Source organism: Catenulispora yoronensis (assembly GCF_039531695.1).
Classification (GTDB): Bacteria; Actinomycetota; Actinomycetes; order Streptomycetales; family Catenulisporaceae; genus Catenulispora; species Catenulispora yoronensis.
Map to the genome: position 1 here is coordinate 1 of NZ_BAAAQN010000188.1, position 632 is coordinate 632.

The following is a 632-nucleotide window of genomic DNA, read 5'->3' on the forward strand; positions in this document are numbered from 1 at the left end:
GGTATCGTCGAATAAGGAAAAGTTAGACTTCATACCCAGCGCAGCGTATTCGCGCTTAATGATATCCAGCCCCAAAGTGTGGAAGGTGGAAATCATCAGGCCACGCGCCTCTTTGCGCCCCAGCGTTTGCCCAACGCGCTCTTTCATCTCGCGCGCGGCTTTGTTGGTAAAGGTCACGGCCGCGATATGGCGCGCCTGATAGCCGCAGCCGCGGATCAGGTGGGCGATTTTATTCGTAATAACGCGGGTCTTACCGGAACCGGCGCCCGCCAGCACCAGGCACGGTCCGGTGACGAATTCGACGGCTTGTTGTTGGCCAGGGTTTAAACGCATGGGAGTCTTGCTCAATCTTCGAACGGGGTGGGGATTGTAGCAGAAAGCGGAGCCGAGATTTACTGACTGATGGTAAAGTGTCAGCCACACAAACCATCCTGAGAATGATGTCATGGCAAAAAGCGCAGCGGCCCTGCATATCTTGGTCAAAGAAGAGAAACTGGCGCTGGAGATCCTCGCCAAACTGGAGCGGGGCGTCAGCTTCGATCATCTGGCGAAACGCTATTCTAAATGTCCGTCTGGCCGCAACGGCGGCGACTTAGGCGAGTTTCAGCAAGGCGCAATGGTCGGTCCGTTTG

At 55.9% G+C, this 632-nt stretch carries 2 protein-coding genes; one reads left to right on the forward strand and one right to left on the reverse strand.

Translation table 11 applies throughout. The features are described from left to right. A partial coding sequence (locus tag ABD481_RS46715) for a UvrD-helicase domain-containing protein (protein WP_486323372.1) occupies nucleotides 1–333 on the reverse strand: 333 nt, incomplete at its 3' end. 112 nt (nucleotides 334–445) lie between these two features. On the opposite strand from ABD481_RS46715, the gene ABD481_RS46720 reads away from it, so the two are divergent. Continuing rightward, nucleotides 446–632 (forward strand): peptidylprolyl isomerase (locus tag ABD481_RS46720; protein ID WP_344672350.1); only part of this gene is annotated, 187 nt, incomplete at its 3' end.